This window comes from Micromonospora craniellae (genome assembly GCF_014764405.1).
GTDB classification, from domain to species: Bacteria; Actinomycetota; Actinomycetes; order Mycobacteriales; family Micromonosporaceae; genus Micromonospora; species Micromonospora craniellae.
Window position 1 is genome coordinate 898,370 of the sequence record NZ_CP061725.1, and the last position, 16,281, is coordinate 914,650.

17 protein-coding genes and 1 pseudogene are annotated in these 16,281 nt (G+C 72.6%); 6 read left to right on the forward strand and 12 right to left on the reverse strand.

Annotated elements, in window-relative coordinates; all coding sequences use genetic code 11:
• Window positions 1–13 precede the first annotated feature (13 nt).
• The 4 genes and pseudogenes from ID554_RS32905 to ID554_RS04110 form a co-directional block, all read right to left on the reverse strand.
• On the reverse strand, window positions 14–223 hold the full coding sequence (locus ID554_RS32905; RefSeq protein ID WP_223884432.1) for an anhydro-N-acetylmuramic acid kinase: 210 nt from the start codon (window positions 221–223) through the stop codon (window positions 14–16).
• A 34-nt stretch (window positions 224–257) separates the two neighbouring features.
• Window positions 258–623, reverse strand: a pseudogene (locus ID554_RS32910) (anhydro-N-acetylmuramic acid kinase); the annotation flags it as partial.
• 43 nt (window positions 624–666) lie between these two features.
• Entirely contained in the window at window positions 667–1,914 is a 1,248-nt protein-coding gene (locus tag ID554_RS04105; protein ID WP_117226577.1) for a class I SAM-dependent RNA methyltransferase, read from the reverse strand.
• Window positions 1,911–3,986: an APC family permease gene (locus ID554_RS04110; RefSeq protein WP_117226578.1), complete on the reverse strand. Its 2,076-nt coding sequence runs from the start codon at window positions 3,984–3,986 to the stop codon at window positions 1,911–1,913. Before ID554_RS04110 ends, ID554_RS04105 begins: the two co-directional genes overlap by 4 nt.
• Before the next feature lie 152 nt (window positions 3,987–4,138).
• Here ID554_RS04110 and ID554_RS04115 point away from each other — a divergent pair, with 152 nt between their 5' ends.
• Both ID554_RS04115 and ID554_RS04120 read left to right on the forward strand, forming a co-directional pair.
• On the forward strand, window positions 4,139–4,801 hold the full coding sequence (locus tag ID554_RS04115; protein ID WP_117226579.1) for a potassium channel family protein: 663 nt from the start codon (window positions 4,139–4,141) through the stop codon (window positions 4,799–4,801).
• A 1-nt stretch (window position 4,802) separates the two neighbouring features.
• The gene (locus ID554_RS04120) at window positions 4,803–5,492 is read left to right on the forward strand and encodes a potassium channel family protein (protein WP_117226580.1); all 690 of its coding nucleotides are present in this window, start codon (window positions 4,803–4,805) and stop codon (window positions 5,490–5,492) included.
• Window positions 5,493–5,500: 8 nt separating this feature from the next.
• Here ID554_RS04120 and ID554_RS04125 read toward each other — a convergent pair whose 3' ends face one another.
• From ID554_RS04125 to dut, 4 genes are all read right to left on the reverse strand, one after another.
• The gene (locus ID554_RS04125; RefSeq protein ID WP_117226581.1) at window positions 5,501–6,181 is read right to left on the reverse strand and encodes a DUF3159 domain-containing protein; all 681 of its coding nucleotides are present in this window, start codon (window positions 6,179–6,181) and stop codon (window positions 5,501–5,503) included.
• A 31-nt stretch (window positions 6,182–6,212) separates the two neighbouring features.
• Window positions 6,213–6,593 carry an OB-fold nucleic acid binding domain-containing protein gene (locus ID554_RS04130; protein WP_117226582.1) on the reverse strand — a complete coding sequence of 127 codons (381 nt, stop codon included), beginning with the start codon at window positions 6,591–6,593 and terminating at the stop codon, window positions 6,213–6,215.
• Between the two features lie 130 nt (window positions 6,594–6,723).
• Window positions 6,724–7,392: a DUF3710 domain-containing protein gene (locus tag ID554_RS04135; protein WP_117226789.1), complete on the reverse strand. Its 669-nt coding sequence runs from the start codon at window positions 7,390–7,392 to the stop codon at window positions 6,724–6,726.
• Window positions 7,389–7,919: a dUTP diphosphatase gene (dut, locus tag ID554_RS04140; protein WP_117226583.1), complete on the reverse strand. Its 531-nt coding sequence runs from the start codon at window positions 7,917–7,919 to the stop codon at window positions 7,389–7,391. The genes ID554_RS04135 and dut overlap by 4 nt, the downstream gene beginning before the upstream one ends.
• Before the next feature lie 76 nt (window positions 7,920–7,995).
• On the opposite strand from dut, the gene ID554_RS04145 reads away from it, so the two are divergent.
• Window positions 7,996–8,496 carry a DUF3093 domain-containing protein gene (locus tag ID554_RS04145; protein ID WP_117226790.1) on the forward strand — a complete coding sequence of 167 codons (501 nt, stop codon included), beginning with the start codon at window positions 7,996–7,998 and terminating at the stop codon, window positions 8,494–8,496.
• A 93-nt stretch (window positions 8,497–8,589) separates the two neighbouring features.
• Here the strand turns inward: ID554_RS04145 and ID554_RS04150 are convergent, their stop codons facing one another.
• Both ID554_RS04150 and ID554_RS04155 read right to left on the reverse strand, forming a co-directional pair.
• Window positions 8,590–9,414, reverse strand: coding sequence for a hypothetical protein (locus ID554_RS04150; protein WP_117226584.1), 825 nt, complete (start codon window positions 9,412–9,414; stop codon window positions 8,590–8,592).
• A 219-nt stretch (window positions 9,415–9,633) separates the two neighbouring features.
• Entirely contained in the window at window positions 9,634–9,930 is a 297-nt protein-coding gene (locus ID554_RS04155; protein WP_007075406.1) for a DUF4193 domain-containing protein, read from the reverse strand.
• A gap of 432 nt (window positions 9,931–10,362) precedes the next feature.
• Here ID554_RS04155 and ID554_RS04160 point away from each other — a divergent pair, with 432 nt between their 5' ends.
• Window positions 10,363–10,878, forward strand: a complete 516-nt coding sequence (locus ID554_RS04160) for a LytR C-terminal domain-containing protein (protein WP_191088860.1) — start codon at window positions 10,363–10,365, stop codon at window positions 10,876–10,878.
• Between the two features lie 93 nt (window positions 10,879–10,971).
• On the opposite strand, the gene ID554_RS04165 is transcribed toward ID554_RS04160, so the two are convergent.
• A complete protein-coding gene (locus ID554_RS04165; RefSeq protein ID WP_117226586.1) occupies window positions 10,972–11,793 on the reverse strand; it encodes an inositol monophosphatase family protein in 822 nt (273 codons plus the stop codon).
• A 288-nt stretch (window positions 11,794–12,081) separates the two neighbouring features.
• Here ID554_RS04165 and ID554_RS04170 point away from each other — a divergent pair, with 288 nt between their 5' ends.
• Both ID554_RS04170 and ID554_RS04175 read left to right on the forward strand, forming a co-directional pair.
• A complete protein-coding gene (locus ID554_RS04170; RefSeq protein ID WP_117226587.1) occupies window positions 12,082–13,686 on the forward strand; it encodes an RNA polymerase sigma factor in 1,605 nt (534 codons plus the stop codon).
• Window positions 13,687–13,929: 243 nt separating this feature from the next.
• On the forward strand, window positions 13,930–14,163 hold the full coding sequence (locus tag ID554_RS04175; RefSeq protein ID WP_117226588.1) for a DUF7455 domain-containing protein: 234 nt from the start codon (window positions 13,930–13,932) through the stop codon (window positions 14,161–14,163).
• Between the two features lie 198 nt (window positions 14,164–14,361).
• On the opposite strand, the gene ID554_RS04180 is transcribed toward ID554_RS04175, so the two are convergent.
• The gene (locus tag ID554_RS04180; protein WP_117226589.1) at window positions 14,362–16,086 is read right to left on the reverse strand and encodes a DEAD/DEAH box helicase; all 1,725 of its coding nucleotides are present in this window, start codon (window positions 16,084–16,086) and stop codon (window positions 14,362–14,364) included.
• Between the last annotated feature and the right edge of the window lie 195 nt (window positions 16,087–16,281).

Sequence of the window (16,281 nt, forward strand, 5' to 3'; positions counted from 1 at the left end):
CTCGCAGCCCGGGTCACCGCCCCCGCTCCCTGACCGCCAGGTCAGGCCCGCACCCGTAGGCGGCGGGCGGCACCACCCCGGCGGACCGGGCGGTCAACTCGGTCAACGTGGCGAACACGTCGTCGACGGCCACCGGCTCGTCCAGAGCGGCCAGCCTCCGGTCGAGGTACCCGGCGTGGAACAGCTCCCGGCCGGTCGACCACCAGCGGCGCGCCCTGCCCACCGGCGGCGACGTCCGCCGAGCGCAGGTCGGCGAGCACCGGTACGCCGGCCCGGGTGGCCACCCGGGCCGCCGCGCCGAGTTGCAGGGTGCCCCGGGCCCGGCCGCCCTCGACCCAGTGGAAGACCGTCTGCCCCGGCGAGACCACCACGTCGACGCCGCCCCCGGCCAGGTCCAGACCGACGGTCGCCGCCTCGGCGAAGACCTCGCCCAGCCGGTTGTCCAGCCGGCACACGTCGGCGATCGTGGTCGCGCCCGGCGACAGCACCGCCCCGATCGCGGCGCGCAGCTCGTCGTCGTAGGCCAGTCCCCGGTGCCCGAGCGGCCGCAGCAACAGCGTGTCGCCCTCGACGGTGAACTCGGCCGCCACCACGTCCACCCCGTCGTACGAGGTCCCCGACATCAGCCCGACGATCTTCACCGGCCCAGGCTAGGCGCCCGGGCCGTCAGTCGGCGGCCGGGCCTGGGACCAGCAGCGCCACCAGCTCCACGTGCTGGGTCATCGGGAAGAGGTCGTAGCCGCGCAGCGTCGCCAGCCGCCAGCCCAGGCCGGTGAAGACCCGCAGGTCCCGGGCAAACGCGGCCGGGTCGCAGGCCACGTAGGCCACGGCGCGCGGCCCGGCGGCGACCACGTCGCGCACCACCCGGGCACCGGCGCCCGACCGGGGCGGATCGAGCACCACCACGTCGACCGGGCCGGTGATCCGGCGGCGGGCCAGCGCGGTCTCCACCCGGGCCGCCACCACCTCCACCCGGGGCAGGTCGCGCAGGTTCTCCCGGGCCGCCGTGACGCCGGCGCCGGCCGCCTCGACCAGCGTGACCCGGCCCGACTCGCCGACCCGTTCGGCCAGCGCGGCGGCGAAGAGTCCGGCCCCGCCGTAGAGGTCCCAGGCGGTCTCGCCCGGCTGCGGGTCGGTCAGTTCCCGCACCGCGTCGACAAGCGCGTCCGCCGCCGCCGGGTGCACCTGCCAGAAGGACGAGGCGGGCAGCGCCCACTCCCGGCCCGCGGCCCGCTCGCGCACCCGCTCCGGGCCGCTGACGATCCGGGTACGCCCGGCCACGACGGCGGTCACCGTCACGTCCCCGCCGGTGGAGGCGACCGTCTCCACCGCCTCGGCGTCGGGCCACTGCGCACCGGCGGAGGTGAGCACCGGCAGTTCCTGCACGGCCGGGTGGGCGATCAGGCAGCGGTCGATCGGCACCACCTCGTGCGAGCGGTGTTTGAGCAGACCGGCCCGGCCCGCCGCGTCGACCGCGTAGCGAACCCGGGAGCGCCAGCCCAGCGGCCCGCCGGGCAGCGCCTCGACCCGGACGCCCAGCGCGTCGCAGGCGGCCTCGTCGAGGCCGCCGATCCGGACGAGTTGCTCGCGGACGACCGTGGTCTTCCAGTCGAGTTGGGCCTGCGGGGCGACGTGTTGCAGGTCACACCCGCCGCACTGGCCCGGGCGGGCGTACGGGCAGGGCGGGGTGACCCGCTGCGCGGCGGTCTCCAGCACGGTCACCGCGTCGGCCCGGACGAATCCCCGGTGCACCTCGGTCACCTCGGCCACCACCCGTTCGCCGGGCAGCGCGTGCCGGACGAAGACCACCTGCCCGTCGACCCGGGCCACACAGTGGCCACCGGGGGCGACCGCCGCGACGGTCAGCTCGACCCGCTGGGCCTCCTCCAACCCGCCGCCAGCCGGCCCGCTCATCGCGGCTCACCGCCCGGCGTCTCGCCGTCCCGGGACGACACCGAGCCGGCCGGTGGGACGCTCGGCGGCAGCGTGCTGCGCGGCGTCACCCGGGGCCCCCGGGCCGGTCCCCGGCTCAGCGTGGCGTCCATCCGGTCCAGGTCCTTGCCGGCGGTCGAGGCGAGCTGCCACGGCACACTCGTCACCATCACTCCCGGTTCGAAGAGCAGGCGGCCCTTGAGCCGCAGCGCGCTCTGGTTGTGCAACAGGTTCTCCCACCAGCGGCCGACCACGTACTCGGGGATGAAGACGGTGACCACGTCGCGCGGCGACTCCCGGCGGACCCCCGCCACGTAGTTCAGGATCGGCCGGGTGATCTCCCGGTACGGCGAGTCGACCACGGTGAGCGTGACCGGCACCTCCCGCCGCTCCCAGTCCGCCTGCAACTGCCGGGTGTCGGTGTCGTCCACGTTCACGGTCACCGCGGTCAGCGTGTCCGGCCGGGTGGCCTGCGCGTAGGCCACCGCCCGCAGCGTCGGCTGGTGCAGCTTGCTGACCAGCACGATCGCGTGGTTGCGGGCGGGCAGCACCGGGCGGCCCTCGTCCGGGGACAGCTCCACCGCGACCCGGTCGTAGTGCCGGCGGATGGCCAGCATCAGCAGGTAGATCACGCCCATCGCGACGATCGCGATCCACGCGCCCAGCAGGAACTTGGTGATCAGCACGATGACCAGCACCGTTCCGGTCATCGCCATGCCGAAGGCGTTGATCGCCCGGGAGCGGACCATCCGGGACCGCACCCGGGGGTCGCGTTCGGTGCGCAGCAGCCGGTTCCAGTGCCGGATCATGCCGGCCTGGGAGAGCGTGAACGAGACGAAGACCCCGACGATGTAGAGCTGGATGAGCTTGGTCACCTCGGCCTGGAAGCCGACGATCAGCACGATCGCGAAGGCGGCCAGGAAGAGGACGCCGTTGGAGAAGGCCAGCCGGTCGCCCCGGGTGTGCAGTTGCCGGGGCAGGTAGCGGTCCTGGGCCAGGATCGAGCCGAGCACCGGGAAACCGGTGAAGGCCGTGTTCGCGGCCACGAACAGGATCGTGGCGGTGACCCCGACCACCAGGAACAGCAGGATCGAGCCGGATCCGAAGATGGTCTCGGCGAGCTGCGCGGTGACGGTCTTCTGCACGTACCCGTCCGGGCCCCCGACGATCTGGTGTCCCGGGGCCTCGACGAACTGCAACCCGGTGAGCCGGGCCAGCCAGACGATGCCGACCAGCATGGTCACCGCGACCAGGCCGAGCATCAGCAACGTAGTGGCGGCGTTGCGGCTCTTGGGGGCCTTGAACGCCGGCACCCCGTTGGAGATCGCCTCCACGCCGGTGAGCGCGGCGCATCCGGAGGAGAAGCTGCGCAGCAGCAGGAACGCCATCGCCCAGCCGGTGGTGTCGTGCCACTCGGCGGCGATCACCAGGTCGGCGCTGGGGGCGCGCAGATCCTCGCCGAGCACCACGATCCGGACCAGCCCGGTGAGGATCATGCCGATGATGACGATCATGAAGCCGTAGGTGGGGATGGCGAACGCGCTGCCGGCCTCCTTGAGCCCGCGCAGGTTGACCGCGGTGAGCAGGACCACCGCGCAGACCGCGATCAGCACCTTGTGGGTCGCCACGAAGGGGATCACCGAGCCGAGGTTGGCCACCCCGGAGGAGACCGACACGGCGACCGTCAGCACGTAGTCGACCAACAGGGCGCTGGCCACCCCGACTCCGGCCCGTGGACCGAGGTTGACCGTGGCCACCTCGTAGTCGCCACCGCCGGAGGGGTAGGCGTGCACGTTCTGCCGGTAGCTGGCCACCACGGCCAGCATCACCACGACGACGCCGAGGGCCACCCACGGCGAGAACACGAAGGCCGAGGCCCCCGCGATGGAGAGCATCAGGAGGATCTCGTCCGGCGCGTACGCCACGCTGGACAGCGCGTCCGAGGCGAACACGGGCAGGGCGATGCGCTTCGGGAGGAGGGTGTGCTTGAGGCGGTCGGACCGGAACGGTCGACCGACGAGCAGCCGCTTCAACAGGGAGGTGGATCGGGCCACAACCGCCAAGCGTACGACCGCTGCCGGCCGGGACGCGCGGTGGTCGCCCGCAGTCGCTCCCGGAGCCGGAGTACCGTCGGTCCCCGTCCGCGACGCCGACGTGGCAGGCTCGCAGGCGACGAGGCGCGGCAGTACGCACCGTGGGAGGAAGCGTGCATATCGTGATCATGGGATGTGGCCGGGTCGGCGCAACCCTGGCACACAGCCTCGAAGCCCGGGGGCACTCGGTGGCGGTGATCGACCACGACGCCGAGGCGTTCCGCCGGCTGGGTCCGGACTTCGCCGGGATCACGGTCACCGGGGCCGGTTTCGACGGCGACGTGCTGCGCGAGGCCGGCATCGAGCGCGCCGACGCCTTCGCCGCCGTCTCCAGCGGCGACAACTCCAACATCATCTCGGCCCGGCTGGCCCGCGAGACGTTCGGCGTGTCCCGGGTGGCGGCCCGCATCTACGACCAGCGTCGCGCCCAGGTCTTCGAGCGCCTCGGCATCCCCACCGTGGCCACCGTCCGCTGGACCTCCGACCGGATGCGGCGGCACCTGCTGCCGGAGGGCAACGTGGAGATCTTCCGCGACCCGACCAGCACGGTCTCGATCATCGAGGTGCCGGTGCACGAGGACTGGATCGGCCGCCCGGTTCGGGCGCTGGAGGAGGCCACCGGGGCCCGGGTGGCGTACCTGATCCGGTTCGGCATCGGCACGCTGCCCACCGGTTCCAGCGTGGTGCAGGAGGGCGATCAGGTCTTCATGCTGGTGACCGACGACATGGTGGCCACGGTCACCGCGACGGCGGCGGCGCCGGAAGGGGGGCAGTGACGTGCGGGTCGCCATCGCCGGCGCCGGCAACGTGGGCCGCTCGATCGCCCAGGAGCTGATCGAGAACGGCCACCAGGTGATGCTCATCGAGCGGCAGCGGCGGAAGCTGCGGCCGGAGCGGGTCCCGGACGCGCAGTGGGTACTGGCCGACGCCTGCGAGCTGACCAGCCTGGAGCAGGCCGACCTCGCCGGTTGTGACGTGGTGGTCGCCGCCACCGGCGACGACAAGGCCAACCTCGTGGTCTCGCTGCTGGCCAAGACCGAGTTCGCGGTGCCCCGGGTGGTCGCCCGCGTCAACCGGGCCGAGAACGAGTGGCTCTTCACCGAGCAGTGGGGCGTGGACGTGGCGGTCAGCAAGCCGCGCGTGATGGCCGCCCTGGTCGAGGAGGCGGTGACCGTCGGCGACCTGGTCCGCCTGATGACCTTCCGGCAGGGTGAGGCCAACCTCGTCGAGATCACGCTGCCGCCGACCGCGCCGTACGTCGGGCAGCCGCTGCGGGCGGTGCCGCTGCCCCGGGACGCCGCGCTGGTGGCCATCCTGCGCGGCAAGCGGGTGCTGGTGCCCAGCCCCGACGACCCGATCGAGGCCGGCGACGAGCTGATCTTCGTGTGTACCGCCGAGATGGAGGACGCGGTCCGGGCCGTGATCCTCGGCCCGGACAGCGTCGAACGGACCCGCGAGTCGCGCTGAGCCGACGGTCAGGTCGGCAGCGGCGTCGGCTCCGACTCCCGCATGACCCGCCGGACGGTCCAGACCGTGATCAGCAGCAGCAGGACGTACGGCGGGTAGCCCAGCGCGAGCCGGGCCACGCCCAGCGCGGTGTCCTGCTCGGCGAGGTAGAGCCCGGCCTGCACCCCGACCTTGGCCAGCCAGACCACGCCCCACAGCACGGTCAGGCCGGTGAAGGTCCGCACCAGCTTCGGGTCGTCGCGCCACGCGGAGCTGCCCTTGGCCACCAGCACCGACCACAGCCAGCCGACCAGGGGCTGCCGGATCGCCGCCGAGATCAGCAGCGCCACCCCGTAGCCGATGCCGTAGAGGATGCCGGGCAGGTAGAAGTCGCGGGCCTCGCCGGTCCGCCAGGCGATGGCGGCACCGATGCCGATGCCGAACAGCCCGTTGACCGCGTGGCGCACCGGCCGGCGCTGGGCCAGCCGCAGCACGCCGATCAGGACCGCCACGCCCACCGACGCGATCACCGCGGGACGCAGCTCGCCGAGGATGTTGACCACCACGAAGACGACCACCGGGATGCTGGACTCCACCAGCCCCCGCCATCCGCCGAGCTGGTCGGCCATCTGCTCGGCGACGGTCGGCAGCCGCTCCTCGTCGGTCGGCTCGGTCTCCGGCTGGGTGGCCGGATGCTGTCCGGTGGTCATCGCCCGCCTTTCATCCGCCGCGTCCGCGCAGTCACGTCGACGGCTCCAACTCGTAGTACGGGTTGTAGATCACCTTGCGGTCGTCCCGCACCGCGATCCGCCCCTTCGCGGTCAGGTGTCGCCCGGGTTCGATGCCGGTGATGCGCCGTTGCCCCAGCCAGACCAGCGTCACGACGTCACTGCCGTCGTAGAGGTCGGCCTCCAGCGCCGGTTGGTTGGTGCGCGGCGTGTAGACCACCGTACGCAGGCGGCCGGTGACCGACGCCACCTGGCCCCGGGCACACTGCGCCGCCGGGACACCGCCGCACCGGGCGCTGTCCCGCTGCAACTGCTGCGCCTCGATCTCGGCCTCACTCGCGGTGAGCCGTCGCAGCATCCGCCGCAGCGAACCCCGCCCCTCGCCGGTGCTCATGACCTCCGCGTCACCCCATCCACGCCGGCCGGGACGTCACCGGCACCCGCCGCGATCCCGGCGGCGCCGGAACGACTCACGCCAGCGTACGCCGGTCCGGGCCGTCCCGGCGTGTTCGCCGAAGCCGGACTCAGCGCGCACCGGGTGCCGGTGCCGCCTCGGCGTCGGCCTCGACCTGACCGCCCGCTTCGCGGGGCAGGCGCAGCGGTAGCGGTTCCCGCACCGGCTTGGCCTCCTGTCCCCGGTCGACGACCAGGCCGTCGAGGCAGTCGGCCAGCGGACCGGCGGCGGCAGGGTCGGTGGCCGCCGCACCCTGGTACACGGCACGGACCATCCACCGCGGCCCGTCGACACCGACGAACCGCAGGTTGGTCAGGCCGTCCTCGGTACGCACCCGGGCGTGCAGCTCCGTGCCGTACTCGCCGACGACCTCCTGGGCGGCGGCGCCGTCGTTGTACAACGATTTGCGGATCTCCTCGCGCACCTCGTCCCAGATCCCCTCGGACCTCGGCGCGGCGAAGACGCCGAGTTGCAGGGCGCTCGGCCCGTGCACCAGGACGACCTGCTGGATCACCCCCTGCGGGTCGGCCTGCACCCGCACCTCGACCTCGGGGACCGCCGGGATCTGCAGGCTGCCCAGATCGAGCCGCTGCACCCCGTCCGGCGCCTCGGAGACGTCGTACGGCCCGCGCGCCGGCGCCTCCGACGCCGACTCGGCGCCGTCGACCGTCTGGAGCGCGTCCGTGGCTCGCTCGTCACGGGCGTGCCGTCCCGCGGCCCGCTTTCGGGAGAAGATCACTGCGTCCACCCTCCGCTGTTCGCACTCACCGTGCCATCTCTTCCGTCCGCGCCGTCCGAGGCCGGCGGCGGCACCAGCCCGACGTGTCCGCCGGTGGAGCCGTGCCCGCCGGTCCCGCGTCCGGACGCGGGCAGCTCGGCCACCGGCTGGAAGGCCGCCCGTTCCACCCGCTGCACAACGAGTTGCGCGATCCGGTCGCCCCGCGAGATCTTCACCGGCGCGGCCCGATCATGGTTGATCAGGTTGACCAGGATCTCACCCCGGTAGCCGGCGTCGACCGTACCGGGCGCGTTGAGCACCGTCACGCCGAGTCTGGCCGCGAGCCCCGATCGGGGATGGACCAGGCCCACGTACCCGTCGGGCAGCGCGATCGCCACACCCGTCGGCACCAACGCCCGGCCGCCGGGCGGCAACTCGACGTCGGCCGCGGCCACCAGGTCGGCCCCGGCGTCACCGGGATGCGAGTACGCCGGCAGCGGCAGCTCGGGGTCGAGCCGCCGAACCGGCACGGGCACCAGGTCGGTCACGGTTCACCTCTTTCGTCCGTTCCGCTGGACTGACCCTGCCATCCTGCCCGGTACCCGGCTTGCCGCGCGCCGTACCCTGGCACGAGTGAGCACGTCACCGTCCCCCTCCCCCACCACGGCGACCCCGACGTACACCGAACGGCTCCGCCTGCCCTGGTGGCTGTGGCCCACCGGGCTGGCGGTCGCCGCGCTGCTCGCGGTGGAGGTCTGGATGGGCGCGGCCGGCGTACGCGCCTGGCTGCCGTTCGCGGTGCTCGTCCCGCTCGCGTTGGCGACCATGGCGTGGCTGGGCCGGGTCCGGGTCGCGGTGACCGACGGGGAGCTACGGGTCGACGACGCCCGCCTGCCGGTGCGCTTCGTCACCGACGTCGTCCCGTTGGACGCCGACGGGCGGCGTGAGGTGCTCGGTGTCGGCGCCGACCCGCTGGCGTTCGTCGTGCAGCGACCGTGGATCCCCGGCGCCGTCCAGGTGGTGCTGAACGACCCGGACGACCCCACTCCGTTCTGGGTGGTCAGTTCCCGGCGCCCGGTCGAACTCGCCGAGGCGCTTCTGGCCGCGCGGGACGCGGCACGCTGACTCCCACCCACCCGGCACTGACTCGGGCCTCCTCGACGCACTCAGGGCCGTTCCCGGCACTGTTCCGGGGCTCAGCCGCCGCCGGACGATCGGTCAGGAGGCGGGCAGCGCGGGCGGTCCACCGGACGACGGCGGCCCGGGCGGCGCACCGGGCAGCGGCCGCCGCTGTCGACGCAGATCGGTGCGGAGCTCGTCGGCCAGCGCCCGGGTGGCCCGCCGGTTCAGGAAGCTGGCCACCGCCGCGCCGGTCAGGAAGGGCCCCAGCGTGGTCAGGTTGCGACCGAACCGCTTGAGCAGTGTGTCCCGCAGTTCGTGACGGGCGGCCGTGCCGAGCACCGCACCCACCCCCACGCCCGGCATCATCGGGTTGACCCCGCGCCGGTTGGCCCACGCCTGCACCAGGGCGACCGTGCGCTGGGTGCCGCCGCCGGGCAGCGGGACGCCGTAGATCTCGTGCAGCTCGCCGGTCAGCTTCAGCTCGATCGCCACCACGGTGACCGTCTCGGCGGCCAGCAGCACCGGCGCGGACAGCAGGCTCGGGGTGACCGTCCACTGCACCGCGGAGGCACCGCCGCCGGCCGCGCCGATCCCTGCGGTCGCTCGGGACGCGTTGCGCACCAGCCGGTCGGCCAACTGCTCGTCGTCCAGTCCCGGGAAGTGCCGGCGCAGGGTGGCCAGATCGCGGATCGGCACGTGCGGGGCGATCTCGGCGACCGTGTCGACCATCCAGCGCACCGCCGCCTTCGGTTTGAACAGGTCACCGATGCCCCGGGCCCGGGCCTGCCCCACCAGGCGTCCGAGCAGCTGACGGCGCGTCGCCGGCTCGACGTCGTCGGCGGTCAGCGCCACGACCGTCGCGCCCAGCTCGTCCGTACCCTGCTCGTCCGCGTTCCGCCCGTTCGCGTTCGGCTCGCTCATGCCGCCACTCCGCTGCCCTCCGTGCCGGCATGACGCACCGCGACACGGAGCCGATGACTCGACCGCTGCCGCGCGCCCATGCCTGACCTCCACCGGCTGACCGCCACCGCGTGGCGCGTCACCTCACGAGTGAATCAGGTCTCGCGCACCGCCGCGCGCCGAGCCGCGTAGCGGCGGCCCCGTGGAGGAGCCGCCGCTGTGGTGGTGTCGGGCCGTCGGTCAGACACACTCACGGCAGATCAGCTCGCCGTTGCGCTCGACTGCCAGCTGGCTGCGGTGGTGCACCAGGAAACACCGGGCACAGCGGAACTCGTCCTGCTGCATCGGCAGCACCTTGACCGTGAGCTCCTCGTCGGCCAGGTCGGCGCCGGGCAGCTCGAAGCTCTCCGCCACCTCCGCCTCGTCGACGTCCACGGCACCCGACTGCGAGTCGACGCGCCGGGCCTTGAGCTCTTCCAGGCTGTCCTCGCCGAGGTCGACCTCGTCGCGGCGCGGGGCGTCGTAGTCGGTGGCCATCGGTTTCACTCTCCCATTTCGATGTTGTCGCTTCCGGTTGTAACGCCGGACGACGCTGTTTCGGTTCCGCTGGCGGGCCACCGCAAGTGTCGGCCACCCGACCCGACGACTCCGCGGGCCAGACCGCCAGAGGATCTCCCCGACGAGCGCGGAACCTACCCCCCCTTGGGCGAGGCATGTATACCGCCCTCGTGGCCGAGATGTACGCCCCTGCACGGGAAGTTGTTCCCAATGTGACTCAGGCGACACGAAGATAGGGGTAGTACTACCCGGTTCCAGGGTGGCGCGCCGGTATGTCGGACTGTTTCCACGCGACGGTCGGACAACCGTTAACCTCAGCGGCGTACCCGGCGGCCGGCGGGACGGCCCTTCACGCCGACGGCCGCTGCCACCCATCCATCGCCCGGGAGCGCCCTGATGAGCTTTGCGCGAGTGCGAGCACTCGTTGTCGTCGGCATGCTGGCGGTGGTCGCCCTGGTCTTCGTGGTCGTCGCACTCGTCAAGGACACCCAGGGTAACGCGGGCTCGGCCCAGGGCTGCCCGGAGGACTGGCCGCGTGCCGACGTCACGTTGCGTGAGCGCAAGGACGTCAGGATCAAGGTGCTGAACGCCACCGACCGCCCCGGGTTGGCCGCCAGCGTGGGCGACGAGTTCCGCAATCGCGACTTCCAGGTCCAGAAGGAAGGCAACCAGAAGAAGCAGGTCGACGACGTGGCGGTGCTGCGGTACGGCCCGAAGGGCGTCGGCTCCGCCCACCTGCTGCGGGCCTACTTCCTGAATGCCGCCGCGTACGAGTACGACGCCACGCGCGAGGACGACGTGGTGGACGTGATCCTCGGCAACGGCTTCCGGCAACTGGCGACCACCACCGAGGTCAACCAGTCCCTCGGCGACCTCGGTTCCCCGGTGGCCCCGCCGATGACCTGTCCCATGCCGGTCGAGGACTGACCGACGGATCGGTCCGGCCGGGTGGACCGGACGAGCCGGGCGGGTCGATCTGGCCGGCCGTGCGTCCGGACTACGGATCATCCGGCCGGACGATCACGGGCCGCCGGAGGCGTCCAGCGCGGCCAGCCGGTCATGCAGGGGCGCGAACAGGTCCGGCGGCGCGGCGATCACCATGTCCGGTCCGGGGCCCTGCCCGTCGATCCCGCCGATCCGCAGACCGGCCTCGGTGGCCACCAGCCCGCCGGCCGCCCGGTCCCAGTCCGCCAGGCCCTTCTCGTAGAACGCGTCGGCCCGCCCCTCGGCGACCAGACAGAGGTCGACGGCGGCAGCCCCGAGTCGGCGGATGTCCCGGACGTGCGCGATCAGCTCGGTCACCACCCGGGCCTGGTGGGCGCGGCGGGCCGGGTCGTAGCCGAAGCCGGTGATCACGAGCGTCTGCCCGAGGTCGGTCTCGGTGGAGCAGCGCAGCCGCCGGCCGTCCCGCCAGGCGCCGCCACCGGCCGTCGCGGTCCACTCCTCGCCGGTGTGGATGTTGCGCACCACACCCGCCACGACCTCGCCGTCCACCTCCGCGGCGATCGACACCGCGCAGTGCGCCAGCCCGTACAGGTAGTTGACCGTGCCGTCGATCGGATCCACGATCCACCGCACCGGCGCCGGTGCCGCCGTACCGCGCTGCGCCGCGCCGTACTCCTCACCCAGCACGGCGTCGTCCGGGCGCAGCCGGCGCAGCGCGTCGACGATCTGGCGCTCCACCGCCCGGTCCGCCGCGGTCACCACGTCCGTGGCGGTGCTCTTGGTGGCCGCGACCCGGACCCCATCAACCCTCATCCGGTACGCGGTGGCCGCCGCCTCCCGCGCCACCTCGATCGCGATCTCCAGCAACTGCCCTGGCTGCGGTGCCGAGCGGTCCATCGTCCGTCCCCTTCCCCGCACGGCCGGGTTTCCGAGGCCTGCGCGGGTATCATCCTTACAAAGTCCACAAGCGCACCGAATCGGCGGTCTCGATCGCCGGTCAGCCGTGCGGCGCAGGATGATCGCCGCAGACGGCGTTACAATTCACCCCTGCCCACCGCCACGGGCGGCCGGACGACCGGTCGACCGGGGACACGGGGGTTCCTCAACCACATCGCCCGGCGTGGTGCCCTACGCTGCGCCGGACGATCCCGGCCGTGCTCGCTCTTCGCCTCCGGAAGGTCATTCGTGACAGAACCCCGCCAGACCGGCGCCGACGTTCGCTCGCTCACCGACACCCTGATCGCCCACGCGCAGAGCGCCGGCGGCCAGCTCACGTCGGCCCAGCTCGCGCGCACCGTCGAGTCCGCCGAGGTGACTCCGGCCCAGGCCAAGAAGATCCTGCGGGCGCTCTCCGAGGCCGGGGTGACCGTGGTGGTCGACGGCTCGGCCAGCACCCGCCGCCGGGTCGCAGCCGCCCGCTCCGCGACTCCCGCCTCCCGGGCCACCACCGCCAAGACCACGAAGAAGGCGGCGGCTCCTGCCCCGAAGCAGGCGGCCGCAGCCGACGAGGCACCGGCGCCGGCGCCCCGCAAGGCGACCGCGCGCAAGGCCGCCGGCACCACCGCCGAGGTGGCCAAGGCCGTCGCGCCGGCCAAGAAGTCCACCCGCGCCACCAAGGCGACGGTGGCCGCCGCGACCGGCGCCAAGCCGGCCAAGACCGCCGGCAAGGCCAAGGGCGAGGGCCCCGGGGGTGAGGTCGACCCCGAGGAACTCGCCGCCGAGATCGAGGACGTGGTGGTCGAGGAGCCGGCCGAGCTGGCCCAGGCCGCTGCCGCCGACGCGGCGAGCTCGGCCACCGACAACGACTTCGAATGGGACGACGAGGAGTCCGAGGCGCTCAAGCAGGCGCGCCGGGACGCCGAGCTCACCGCCTCGGCCGACTCCGTCCGGGCGTACCTGAAGCAGATCGGCAAGGTGCCGCTGCTCAACGCCGAGCAGGAGGTGGAGCTGGCCAAGCGGATCGAGGCCGGGCTCTACGCCGCCGAGCGGCTGCGCGCGGCCGACGAGGGCGAGGAGAAGCTCGTCCGCGAGATGCAGCGCGACCTGCTCTGGATCTCCCGCGACGGCGAGCGCGCCAAGAACCACCTGCTGGAGGCGAACCTCCGCCTGGTCGTCTCGCTCGCCAAGCGGTACACCGGCCGTGGCATGGCCTTCCTCGACCTCATCCAGGAAGGCAACCTCGGCCTCATCCGCGCCGTCGAGAAGTTCGACTACACCAAGGGCTACAAGTTCTCCACCTACGCCACCTGGTGGATCCGCCAGGCCATCACCCGCGCCATGGCCGACCAGGCCCGCACCATCCGCATCCCGGTGCACATGGTCGAAGTGATCAACAAGCTGGGCCGGATCCAGCGTGAGCTGCTCCAGGACCTGGGCCGTGAGCCCACCCCGGAGGAGCTGGCCAAGGAGATGGACATCACACCGGAGAAGGTGCTGGAGATCCAGCAGTACGCCCGGGAGCCCATCTCGCTCGACCAGACCATCGGTGACGAGGGCGACAGCCAGCTCGGTGACTTCATTGAGGACTCGGAGGCCGTCGTCGCGGTCGACGCGGTGTCCTTCTCGCTGCTCCAGGACCAGCTCCAGCAGGTCCTCCAGACGCTGTCCGAGCGGGAGGCGGGCGTGGTACGCCTGCGCTTCGGCCTCACCGACGGCCAGCCGCGCACGCTGGACGAGATCGGGCAGGTCTACGGGGTGACCCGGGAGCGGATCCGGCAGATCGAGTCCAAGACGATGTCCAAGCTGCGGCACCCGTCGCGTTCCCAGGTCCTCCGGGATTATCTCGACTGATCAGCGCACGTCAACTGATCGTGTCGTTTTGACCACCTGGCGTCAACGCCGGATGGTGATCAGGCGGTTGCACGAATGTGATCGTTGACGTGGCACCCTGGGTGCACGGCACACTGTCCGTGCCAGGTGTGACCTCGGTCCCCCGCGGGCACACAGGGAAGGCGAGGCCCTACAAGGGTGTTGCACGATAGGTGACCAAGACCGAAGAGAGTGTTCATCGGTGACGACCAGAGGAGGAAGGCGATGACCCCGACCCTCACGCCGCCGCCCGAGACGGTGAGCCCCCCGGCCGCCGATGAACGGTGCGACCGCTGCAATGCCGCCGGCAAGCTCCGGATCACCCTCTCGGGTGGCAGTGAGCTGGTGTTCTGTGGGCACCACGCCAACAAGTACGCGGAAGATCTCGTGAAGATCACCGTACGGTTCGCGACGGACCCGGAGTTCACCTGGCGTGGCGCCGATCTGATGGCCAACTAGAACCCACGGCCCACATAGCCGGCCGGAGGCCCCTCACGGGACCTCCGGCCGGCTCCGTCTCTCCCCTCCCCCTCCCCCCCTCCCCCTCCCCCCCACCTCGGGGTCACGCGCGTGATCAAGAGGTTTGGGCCACAATCGCCGATTCGCCCGACGCAAACCTCTTGATCACGCGCGTCAGGGGTGGGGTGGTGGGTGGAGTTAGAGGGTTTGGACGGTGGCTATGCGTTCTTCGAGTTGTTCGATGGTGGCTTGGGCGCTGGGTGGGCCGCCGCAGAGGCGGCGGAGCTCGGCGTGGATCTTGCCGTGCGGTTGGCCGGTGCGGTGGTGCTGGGCGGCCACCAGGGCGTTGAGCTGGCGGCGTAGCGCGACTCGGCGTTGTGCGGCGTTCATCGGTGCCGGTGCGGCCGGTGCCGCCGGCTCGGCCGGCCGTTCGGTCGCCCGCCGTTTCCGGGCCGCCAGTTGCTCGGACTGCCGCTTGGACAGCAGTTCCGCCACCTGCTCCGGGGTCAGCAGCCCCGGCAGGCCCAGGTACTCCTCCTCCTCCGGGGTACCGGCCTGGGCGGCGGTGCCGAACGAGGCACCGTCGAAGATCACCTGGTCCAGCTCGGCGGTGGCGGACAGTGCGGCGAACCGCTTCTCCAGTTCGCCGCTGGCCTGGTCGTCACGCTGGGCGCGCTCCAGCAGGTCGTCGTCGAAGCCCTCACGGTCCTTCGGCTTGCCGAGCACGTGATCCCGCTCAGCCTCCATCTCGCTGGCCAACCCGAGCAGGTGCGGGACGCTGGGCAGGAACACCGAGGCGGTCTCGCCCGGCCGACGGGCCCGGACGAACCGCCCGATCGCCTGCGCGAAGTACAGCGGGGTGCTGGCACTGGTGGCGTAGACGCCGACCGCCAGCCGGGGGATGTCGACCCCCTCGGAGACCATCCGTACCGCGACCATCCACCGTTGCTCGGACGCCGCGAACGTCGCGATCCGGGCCGAAGCGCCCACGTCGTCGGAGAGTACGACAGCCGCCTTCTCCCCGGTCACCTGCTCGATGAGCTTCGCGTACGAGCGGGCGGACTGCTGGTCGGTGGCGATCACCAGGCCCGCCGCGTCCGGCATGCCCGCCTCGCGCAGCACGGTCAGTCGGGCGTCGGCGGCGCGCAGCACCTGCGGCATCCAGTCGCCGGCCGGATCCAGGGCGGTACGCCAGGCCTGGGCGATCAGATCCTGGGTCATCGGCTCGCCCAGCCGGGCCGACAGCTCCTCCCCGGCGTTGGTACGCCACCGGGTCTCGCCGGAGTACGCCAGGAACAGCACCGGCCGGACCACGCTGTCACGCAGCGCGTCGCTGTAGCCGTACACCGAGTCGGCCCGGGACCGCAGCAGCCCGTCCCCGCCCCGCTCGTAGCTGACGAACGGGATCGGGTTGTCGTCGGAGCGGAACGGCGTGCCGGTCAGCATCAGCCGGCGTACGGCCGGCTCGAAGGCGGCCTTCACCCCGTCGCCCCAGGTACGCGAGTCGCCGGCGTGGTGGATCTCGTCGAGGATGACCAGGGTGCGTCGGGTCATGGTGCGCCGCCGGTGCACCTGCGGCGCCATGCCGACCTGCGCGTACGTGATCACCGCTCCGTGGAAGTCCGCCGACGAGTGCAGGTCGGCGTTGCGGAACGCGGCGTCGAGCTGGATGCCGACCCGGGCCGCCGCAGCCGCCCACTGGGTCTTCAGATGCTCGGTCGGCGCGACCACGGTGACCGCCTCGACGGTGCCGTCGGCGAGCAGCTCGGCGGCGATCCGCAGGGCGAAGGTGGTCTTCCCGGCGCCGGGCGTGGCGACCGCGGTGAAGTCCTCGCTGCGTCGTCGCAGGTACTCCACCATGGCTTTGCGTTGCCAGGCCCGTAAGGGCGGGAACGTCTCGAGCGCCGGCGTCCGGGGTGCCACGGCTCGCTCCTCTCCGACCGCAGTGTCCCGACCGCAGGCCGGCGGACCCGGGCCGGGGGCGCGGTAGTCGCCCCACGAAAACGCCTCCGCGCACAAGAAGCCGCGAAGGCCGACTCAGCATAACCAGGACCGGCGACCGGCCCCACGCGACGCCACACCAGCCGGCCGGTGCCCTTCGCCACTGCCCGGCCGGAC